Below are 8,553 nucleotides of genomic sequence, written 5' to 3'. Positions count from 1 at the left end.
GCGGTTGCCCGCCGCAACAATCTCCTCGCGCCGTCTCGGCGTCGATCTCGCCGTCCATCGCGGCCCGGCAAGCCTTGGCGGCGATGTCATGCGCGGCCGTCCGGCTCGCCGCCGGCCAGTCGGCAAGCAGCGCATAGGCTTCAGCGCCGCTTTCTATCTTCGACGGCGTGCCTAGGCCGGTAAGGATGGTGACCGGCTTTTCAAAAGAAGAACGATCCATGACACTCTCCTTTCGGAGTTCAACTGTCTCCATTCCGGGTTCAAGAATCTGGCCGGGCTCAAGAATCTGGCCGGTTCCGCGCGAATTTCGGACGCAGCTGACATCAGGATAGAAGACGTGGCGCCGGCGAGCCGGCGAGCCGGCACGGCCGGCGTGCTCGGCCGTGGTAGCGACCGATGCGCCTTGACCAGCGCCTCCAGCCAGGCCACCACGCCGAGAGGCGGATGCTCGCGCCCGCAGAGCCAGTTCCTTGCTCTGGAGACCGCATAGCCCGCCTCTTCGGCGAAATCGGTTTCCGACCATCTCAGCAGGCGCAGGCACTCACGCATCCGCGCCGCAATCATCTCCTCTGCCCCCTTTGCCGGCTCCCAATCGCTGAGCCGACAGGAACATCAGCGTAAAGGCCGCCTTGCGGCGATCCCAACCGGCCGACTCGACTGCGTCAAGCAATCCGTCGACAAGCGGCGCCAGCGCCGTCTTGCACTCCGTTTCATAGTTGAAATCGGTCCTGGGAAGGGTCGGCGCGGCGATCTTTCCAAAACTGTTCATCATGTCCATGGCAACACCTGCATATGGTCCGGGCACGACCGTGCGCGCCTTCGCATCGGCGGGCACGGTCGTTTGTCCTCAGAGGCCTGGCGTCAGTAATCCATGCCGGCACCGGCAGGCATCGCCGGCGTGGCCCCTTCCTTCTTCGGCTTCTCGGCCACCATCGCCTCTGTGGTGACGAGCAGGCCGGCGACAGAGGCGGCGCCCTGCAGCGCAGTGCGCACGACCTTGGCCGGATCGATGACGCCCTGTGCGTAGAGGTCGCCGAACTCGTTGGTCTGCGCGTTCCAGCCATAGCCGAAGTCGGTCGTCTCGCGCAGCTTGCCAACGATGATCGAACCTTCCGCACCGGCGTTCTCGGCGATCTGGCGCACCGGCGCTTCGATGGCGCGACGCACGATGTCGACACCGGTCTTCTGGTCGGGATTGTCGACGGCGACGTTGTCGAGCGCCTTCGCCGCCCTGAGCAGCGCCACGCCGCCGCCGGGCAGGATGCCTTCCTCGACCGCCGCGCGTGTGGCGTGCATGGCATCGTCGACGCGATCCTTGCGCTCCCTGACCTCGATCTCTGTCGAGCCGCCGACGCGGATGACGGCGACACCGCCGGCGAGCTTGGCCAGCCGCTCCTGCAGCTTCTCGCGGTCGTAGTCGGAGGTGGTTTCCTCGATCTGCGCCTTGATCTGGCTGATGCGCGCCTGGATTTCATCCTTGCGGCCGGCACCGTCGACGATGGTGGTGTTCTCCTTCTCGATCAGCACCTTCTTGGCGCGGCCAAGCATCTCCAGCGTGACGTTCTCAAGCTTGATGCCGAGGTCTTCCGAGATCGCCGTGCCGCCGGTCAGGATGGCGATGTCTTCCAGCATGGCCTTACGGCGGTCACCGAAGCCCGGCGCCTTGACGGCTGCAACCTTCAGGCCGCCGCGCAACTTGTTGACGACCAGCGTCGCCAGCGCCTCGCCCTCGACGTCCTCGGCGATGATCAGCAGCGGCTTGCCGGATTGCACGGCGGCCTCGAGCACGGGAAGCATGGCCTGCAGGTTGGAGAGCTTCTTCTCGTGGATCAGCACATAGGGTTCTTCAAGTTCGACCCGCATCTTGTCCTGGTTGGTGATGAAATAGGGCGAGAGGTAGCCACGGTCGAACTGCATGCCTTCGACCACTTCCAACTCGGTCTCAGCGGTCTTGGCCTCCTCGACAGTGATGACGCCCTCATTGCCGACCCTTTCCATCGCCTCTGCGAGGAAACGGCCGATCTCGGCATCGCCATTGGCAGAGATGGCGCCGACCTGGGCGATTTCGTCGTTCCTGGTCACCTTGCGGGCATTGGATTTCAGGTCGGCGACGACGGCGTCGACCGCCTTGTCGATGCCGCGCTTCAGGTCCATCGGGTTCATGCCGGCAGCGACCGCCTTGGCCCCTTCCCTGACAATGGCCTGAGCAAGAATCGTCGCGGTCGTGGTGCCATCGCCGGCGGTGTCGCTGGTCTTCGAGGCGACCTCGCGCACCATCTGCGCGCCCATGTTCTCGAACTTGTCCTCAAGCTCGATCTCTTTCGCCACCGTCACGCCGTCCTTGGTGATGCGCGGGGCGCCGAACGACTTGTCGAAGACAACGTTGCGGCCCTTGGGACCGAGCGTCACCTTCACCGCATTGGCGAGAATATCGACGCCGCGCAACATCTTCTCGCGGGCTTCGGTATGGAATTTCACATCCTTGGCAGCCATTGGATAACTCCTTCAAATAGGCAGCTTTTCGTTGACTGATTGCTTGTTGCGGCCCCGCTCAGGCGGCCTTCTTCACTTCGCCGGTCAATTCGATCACCCCCAACACGTCGCTCTCCTTCATGATGAGCAGGTCTTCGCCATTGAGCTTGATCTCGGTGCCGGACCACTTGCCGAACAGGATGCGATCGCCGACCTTGACGTCCAGCGGCTGCAACTGGCCGCTATCGTCACGCGCCCCGGGACCGGCGGCAATCACTTCGCCTTCCTGCGGCTTTTCCTTGGCGGTGTCGGGAATGATGATCCCGCCCGCGGTCTTCTCGTCGACCTCGATGCGGCGGACCAGGATACGGTCATGCAATGGACGGAACGCCATGTCGTTCTCCTCATAGGACAAACAGATTTTCTTGGACCTCCCTTCGCAGCCGGCCGGTACAACGGCCGATGCGACGGTGCGCGACCCTTGCTCAGGCATCGCGCATATCGAATTAGTCTGCCGATCCAGGCTTTCAAGAGGACGCCGAAAAAATTTTAGCACTCGCCATGGCCGAGTGCCAACACACTGTAATTGTGGCGCTATTCCAGAATTTGAACTGACGAATGCGGCTTGAAATCGCGGCGCAGCCTTTCCGACATCCTTGTCGGTCCTGGCACGCCTGCCGGCGGCCGGAACCGATGAGTAAGCGGAGGCGTTTTTCCATGCGGAGGACGGTAACGAGTTCTGGCTCCAGATGCAGGGTTTTGGCCCGATAACGGCAGAGATCCATTATCGTCTTCCCGACTATCAGGACCTGCTGCAGCTCTTAATCTGGCAGGAATACGACATCACCCCGGATTTCCCGACGCTGAAGCATTTCCTCGACTATTGGGAACGTGAGATCGAAGGCCCGCTGCATTCCGTGCGCGTCGCCCACCCTGATCCAGCCCTCCGAGTGGCGAGCGGTGGACGGCGTCATCACCCTGCAATGACACAGCAAGAGGCGGCGCCTTCATGAAAGGCGCCGCTTTTGCAACACAGCGCGTCGACGCTGCCGGTGGCGTCGCACATCGTCCCACGTCGCGACCGACGCCTACGGGCCTGTAGAGCGGCCGGCGACAAGGTCAACCTGAGCCGTCCCTTGGCCAACTACTCGGACACCAAGATCATGAGCCGCTAGGGAGATCAGAACTTGTAGGCCGCTCCGATGCGGAAATCGTGTGTGTGGATATCGACGGAAAGGTCCTCGTCTACCGGTTGGGAAACGAAATCCTTCTTGTCGAATTCCGTGTAGCGGTACTCGCCACGCAGGAGCCAGTTGTCGGTCAGCGCATATTCGCCGCCCGCGCCCAAGGTCCACCCGACAAGGTTGTCGTCGGCGGAGCCGTAGGGAGCGCCCGCGGCGAATTCCTCGAAACCGAAGCGACCAAAGGCGACGCCGCCCGTCACATAGGGCAGGAAGCGGTCAATGGCATAACCCAGGCGCATCCGAACCGAGCCGGTCCAGTCGATCTCGGTCGTGCTCGAGAAAATGTCGTCGCCCGGCGCTACATCCGAACCTCCGACATCGCCCCAGGCGAGGTCGGCTTCGGCGCCCAACACGATACCGTTGGTGAATTGATAATTGTAGCCGACGTAGACCCCGCCGATGAACCCGTCGAGGTCATGGCGGTAGTTGTAGGCGGGGTTGATATAGATATAGTCGGCGCGGCCTTCGAAGACATAGCCGACCTGGCCGCCGACATAGAGCCCTGACCAGCTGTAGGCCGACTCGGCGACACGGACCTCCTCGACGACCGCGTCGGCAGCGAAAGCGGTCGACGCGAGGAACGATAGCGATAGACCGAGAAACAGCTTCTTCATTGGTGGCTTCCCCCTCATTGATGTGTGCTGTCGTTAACACAACCTGACGGCCGGCACTGTGGCATAAGCGCAACGGATAGTAGTATACGCGCAACAGAGGGGCGCGCATGAGTTCGATCGCAGGATACTTGGCACATGGAGCCGAAGAAAGGCTCTGAAGTGGCCGTGGAACGGCCGGAGATCAGCAACTGCGAGGGTGAAGAGAACGCACCCATCGCGACCATCCGTCGAGCCATCAATGAGTGAACCACCCATGGCGTGGGATCGAGCGATCTCGATCCTCGGCATCAACAGAACCCGCGACAACGATCTAGGCCCATGGTGAAAGCCCTGGGCCTTCTTCCTTGGAGCAACCCCCAAAAGGACTGTGACCCGGCGCAGCCGCCCGGACGTCCTCCTGCGCTGGAAGGAATGTTGCGCCGAATGCAAGCGAAGGAGAGACCTGAAATGACGTTCCCGAGCTACATAAACCGGCCGGGCAGAAGATCGTCGGAGCCCTGACGTTCAGGTAGTTGACTTCAGGTAGTTGACGTTCAGGTAGTTGACGTTCAGGTGGATTTACGTCCCGTGACAAGCAGTCCGGCCGTGCGAGCCGCCTTGACGAAGGCCGTGCGAGCCTCGCGGGCGGTGCGCCAACCGTCGAGCGCGTCGCGGCAGGCGCGATAGGCTGCGCGCCAGCTCCGGCCCCGCGCCCGGTCCGGCCACTGCTGCATGCATTCGATGGCTTCCCAACTGCTGGCGACCTTGCGCTCTCCGACGGATTGGAGCTTGAGTGTGATCGGCTCGGAAAACGGGACGTCCTTCATCACTTTCTCCTTCTTTCTGTTTTTAGAGCAAGTAGCATCCTCGAATAAGCAGGAAGGCGGCCCGATCGGCGCCGGTGAACGAGATGGTTCGTCTGCCTGCGCGCTTCAAGACCTCCCTGCCCAAACCCCTATCCCCTGCCCGACGCAACGGCCGGCTATAAGTCGTCGTCCGGCGGCTCGAGAAGCCCGATCAGCGTCGCCACCCTTGCCGACGGCAGAGGGCGGCCCTCGTTCACCAGCGCCTCATCGGCGCCGACCCAGGCAAAGGCCTCGCGCAACTCCTCGATCGTCGCGCCGGTCGAGGCGATGTCGGCGATGACGGCGTCGTCCACCGGGCCCAGCACCGATATGATGTCGTCGCGTGTCATGGTCATGATATCCTCCATGCGGCGTGCCGGCGCGACCCACAAATGAAGGTTGAAACCGGCATTGCCAGCCACAATCTGGCAACAAAAAATCTGGCAGCGCGACAGAATCTGGGTCTTGATTTCGGGCTGACAATAACCAAATCAAAATTGCCGGTTGCTGAATGGGGCCGGCAGAACCCAGGGAGCGCCAGCTCTTTGGCGTTCCTCGTACTATATTGCTCTATGGAGGATGTAGCTATGAGAACCGCATCCGATTTTTCCCCGCTCTATCGGTCGAGCATCGGTTTCGACCGCATCTTCGACCTTCTGGAAAACGCGCCTCAGACTGACAGCTGGCCGCCTTATGACATCGAGCGAAGCGACGAAAACAGCTATCGCGTGACGATCGCGGTCGCCGGCTTTTCCGAAGACGATCTCGACATCAGCCACGAGCCCAACCTTCTGATCGTCTCTGGCGAGCGCAAGGAACAGGACAAGGTTGAATATCTGCATCGCGGCCTGCCGGTGCGACCGTTCACACGGCGCTTCGAGCTTGCCGATCACATGACGGTCACCGGCGCCTCGCTCAACAACGGCCTGCTGAAGATCGACCTCGTGCGCGAAGTGCCCGAGGAGATGAAGCCGCGTCGCATCACGATCACTAGGGAAGACGGCGCGCCGAAGGCCGGGCAGGTTGAGAAGCCGAAGCAGGCCGCCTGAGCGAGGGTGAACTCTGGCGCCGCCTGGCACAACCAGTCGAGAAAGGAGAACACCAATGGCTATTCGTGATCTCATTCCCTGGGGCCGGGAGAATAGTCCGGTTCCCAGCTTCTATCGTGACGATGACCGGGATCCGTTCATGGCGTTGCATCGCGAGATGAACCGCATGATCGACGACGCATTCCGCGGTTTCGAAACGCGCATGCCCTCGTTCAGCGGATTTTCGTCGGCGCGCGCCAACTGGCCGAGCGTTGAGATCTCCGACGGCGAGAAGGAGGTCCGCGTGACCGCCGAAATCCCCGGCATGGACGAGAAGGACATCGAGGTGCTGCTCGACGACGGCGTGCTGACGCTGCGCGGCGAGAAGCGCTCCGAGACCGAGGACAAGGACAGGCACTTCTCCGAGCGGTTCTACGGCCGCTTCGAGCGCCGCATCCCGCTCGGCTACGAGGTCGAGGAGGACAAGGTGAATGCTGCCTTCCATAACGGCGTGCTCAGCGTGACGCTGCCCAAGACCCAGCGCGCGCAGACGAAGGCTAGGCGCATCGCCATCAGCGGCAGTGCCGTCAGTCCCGGCAAGAGCAAGCACTGACAACATCGGCAGCCGGACGCGCACGCGCCCGGCTGCGCTCAGTCGGTGCATACGCCACCCGACTCCCGCGCTTGCGATCGAGCTTCGTGAACATGCGCTCGCGCGCCGCAAGCATCTCATCCCTGGAAATCGCGCCGTCGCCATTGGTGTCGAGCCGTTGCAGGATGCGCTTTCCCGGCGTGTCGTTTCCCTGGCCGTGCGCTGCGGAAAGCGGCACGAGCCCCATAAGCAGGGCCGCAATGAGTGCTGAACGTTGCATGGTGATGGTCCTTTCGCTGTCATTAGTCGCGCCGTCGTGGGTTTTGGCGGCGACTGCTGACCGATACGCAGGAAGGGACCCTGCCCCTACGCTCGCCGGCGAAAAATTCTCGCCAAGCAACCGGCCCGCGCTGACAGACGATCAAGCAATATCATGCGGGCCGTGATCGATATCTAGTCAAGCAAACTCACTATTTGCAGGACCAGGACCAACAGCACAAAGCCAAGGACGGATGCAAAGATAGCGATCCAAAAAACGGAGCGTCGCTTTATGCTCACGGCTTTTCCCCCAACGCACATCCCCTGCCCACCATACGAACGTTTGTCTCATAAAGTTTGCTTGAGGCCGGCGGAGAGGAGCAACCATGACTGCTTCAGGCAAAAAGAATCTCTTGCCAGGGTGCTCGTTCGCGAGGGCGGTTACATCATTCATCCGGCCGATGCGGAACATTAGCAATTTCTAATAGTTGTATTTGAGCAGTGGAGCCTTCGGGTTCCTACTGCAGATCGGGCTGCAACCCGATCGGCCCGCGCTCTCCGCCAGAGGCGCGGGCTTTCATTAGTTCGGCCGATGCGCCAGTCCACGCGCCGGGGCATATTGAAAGTCTGCGGGAGCATTAGTGGCAGAGGTCGCTACCGTGGCGTTCCTGGCGCCCAGGCAACGGAGCCCGTCGTCCGACAGGGCGGCGGGCTTTCGTTTCAATTGTCGAACTTTATCGGCTTGTCGGAGTTGAGCGAACAGCCTCGCCATCCGCTCGCATCGGGTACGATGCAGAAACGCTAGCCCACATGAGCAATCCTGGCATGGACGCTGCTGGAGCAAGTCTACAGAACAGGAGCCAATTCCAGCATCACGAAAGCGGTGACACCCAGCACGACAAGGGCATAGGCCGCATAAAGAACAAGCAGCAACACTTCAAAATCGCGGAACAAGGCTGTGGTAGCCTTGATCGGTTGCGGCTCTCTTTTCTCGATGAGGTCGGCTTCGGGGTGCCCCGCTCTGACGACGACATAGCCAATCCTGTCGTTCTCGGCTGCCTGCAATATCCGTTCCGCGATATCGAGAGCGATCACCGGATCATCGGCCAGCTGATTGCCCGCTATCCGGTATTCAGTAACAGTCTGGATTTCATGCTCTCTCATGCACGCTTAACCGCGTCATTTAAATTAGGTTCCACTAAAATACCGATGTTTACGACCGACCCGGTCGTCACGTAACCGGGCGGCAATAATCCTAGGCCGCGAGCCCCTACCCCGCGTCCTCCGATTAAATGGCTCTCCATGGGCTGTTACGCATCTGCCGCGTGCCCGACAAGGCACCGCAAAAGAGTTCCCCGGCGATGTCGAAGCCGCCGGGGCCAGGCGGGAGGCGCGCGCCCCCTTCTCAGCGCCCTTGCCTCAGATCGCCTCGCGCTCCCGTTCCGGCGTAGCGACCAGCAAGGCCGCGGCGGCATTGGCGGCGGCGATGGCGGCCTCGACCTGATGCCCGCGGGCAAGGCC

General features: G+C 61.6%; 11 protein-coding genes and 1 pseudogene. 3 read left to right on the top strand and 9 right to left on the bottom strand.

Annotated features, from left to right (window positions below; all coding sequences use genetic code 11):
* The 4 genes from EOC93_RS06805 to EOC93_RS06790 all read right to left on the bottom strand — a co-directional run.
* Nucleotides 1-220: DUF982 domain-containing protein (locus tag EOC93_RS06805; RefSeq protein ID WP_164759064.1), on the bottom strand; the 220-nt coding region annotated here is incomplete at its 3' end.
* Nucleotides 221-541: 321 nt separating this feature from the next.
* Nucleotides 542-835, bottom strand: a complete 294-nt coding sequence (locus EOC93_RS06800) for a hypothetical protein (protein ID WP_126105691.1) — start codon at nucleotides 833-835, stop codon at nucleotides 542-544.
* A 26-nt stretch (nucleotides 836-861) separates the two neighbouring features.
* Nucleotides 862-2,493, bottom strand: coding sequence for a chaperonin GroEL (gene groL / locus EOC93_RS06795; RefSeq protein ID WP_095482766.1), 1,632 nt, complete (start codon nucleotides 2,491-2,493; stop codon nucleotides 862-864).
* A gap of 58 nt (nucleotides 2,494-2,551) precedes the next feature.
* Nucleotides 2,552-2,866 (bottom strand): co-chaperone GroES, encoded by a 315-nt coding sequence (locus tag EOC93_RS06790; protein WP_095482859.1) that lies wholly within the window; start codon nucleotides 2,864-2,866, stop codon nucleotides 2,552-2,554.
* 355 nt (nucleotides 2,867-3,221) lie between these two features.
* Here EOC93_RS06790 and EOC93_RS06785 point away from each other — a divergent pair.
* Nucleotides 3,222-3,459 (top strand): annotated as a pseudogene (locus tag EOC93_RS06785) (protein usg).
* A gap of 193 nt (nucleotides 3,460-3,652) precedes the next feature.
* Here the strand turns inward: EOC93_RS06785 and EOC93_RS06780 are convergent.
* From EOC93_RS06780 to EOC93_RS06770, 3 genes are all read right to left on the bottom strand, one after another.
* Nucleotides 3,653-4,330 carry an outer membrane protein gene (locus EOC93_RS06780; protein WP_164759063.1) on the bottom strand — a complete coding sequence of 226 codons (678 nt, stop codon included), beginning with the start codon at nucleotides 4,328-4,330 and terminating at the stop codon, nucleotides 3,653-3,655.
* A gap of 548 nt (nucleotides 4,331-4,878) precedes the next feature.
* The gene (locus tag EOC93_RS06775; protein WP_095482768.1) at nucleotides 4,879-5,136 is read right to left on the bottom strand and encodes a DUF982 domain-containing protein; all 258 of its coding nucleotides are present in this window, start codon (nucleotides 5,134-5,136) and stop codon (nucleotides 4,879-4,881) included.
* A 155-nt stretch (nucleotides 5,137-5,291) separates the two neighbouring features.
* Nucleotides 5,292-5,510 (bottom strand): hypothetical protein, encoded by a 219-nt coding sequence (locus EOC93_RS06770; RefSeq protein ID WP_164759062.1) that lies wholly within the window; start codon nucleotides 5,508-5,510, stop codon nucleotides 5,292-5,294.
* A gap of 231 nt (nucleotides 5,511-5,741) precedes the next feature.
* Here EOC93_RS06770 and EOC93_RS06765 point away from each other — a divergent pair, with 231 nt between their 5' ends.
* On the top strand, nucleotides 5,742-6,203 hold the full coding sequence (locus EOC93_RS06765; protein WP_127204191.1) for an Hsp20 family protein: 462 nt from the start codon (nucleotides 5,742-5,744) through the stop codon (nucleotides 6,201-6,203).
* Nucleotides 6,204-6,258: 55 nt separating this feature from the next.
* On the top strand, nucleotides 6,259-6,795 hold the full coding sequence (locus EOC93_RS06760; protein WP_095482770.1) for an Hsp20/alpha crystallin family protein: 537 nt from the start codon (nucleotides 6,259-6,261) through the stop codon (nucleotides 6,793-6,795).
* On the opposite strand, the gene EOC93_RS06755 is transcribed toward EOC93_RS06760, so the two are convergent.
* Together EOC93_RS06755 and EOC93_RS06750 are read right to left on the bottom strand one after the other, a co-directional pair.
* Nucleotides 6,770-7,054 (bottom strand): EF-hand domain-containing protein, encoded by a 285-nt coding sequence (locus EOC93_RS06755; protein ID WP_245329727.1) that lies wholly within the window; start codon nucleotides 7,052-7,054, stop codon nucleotides 6,770-6,772. The genes EOC93_RS06760 and EOC93_RS06755 overlap by 26 nt on opposite strands.
* Before the next feature lie 824 nt (nucleotides 7,055-7,878).
* Nucleotides 7,879-8,196, bottom strand: coding sequence for a hypothetical protein (locus tag EOC93_RS06750; RefSeq protein WP_127204190.1), 318 nt, complete (start codon nucleotides 8,194-8,196; stop codon nucleotides 7,879-7,881).
* Nucleotides 8,197-8,553: the final 357 nt, after the last annotated feature.

The sequence above is a fragment of the Mesorhizobium sp. M6A.T.Ce.TU.002.03.1.1 genome (assembly GCF_003997275.1).
Lineage (GTDB): Bacteria > Pseudomonadota > Alphaproteobacteria > Rhizobiales > Rhizobiaceae > Mesorhizobium > Mesorhizobium mediterraneum.
This window is presented reverse-complemented; position numbering and strand designations above follow the sequence as displayed.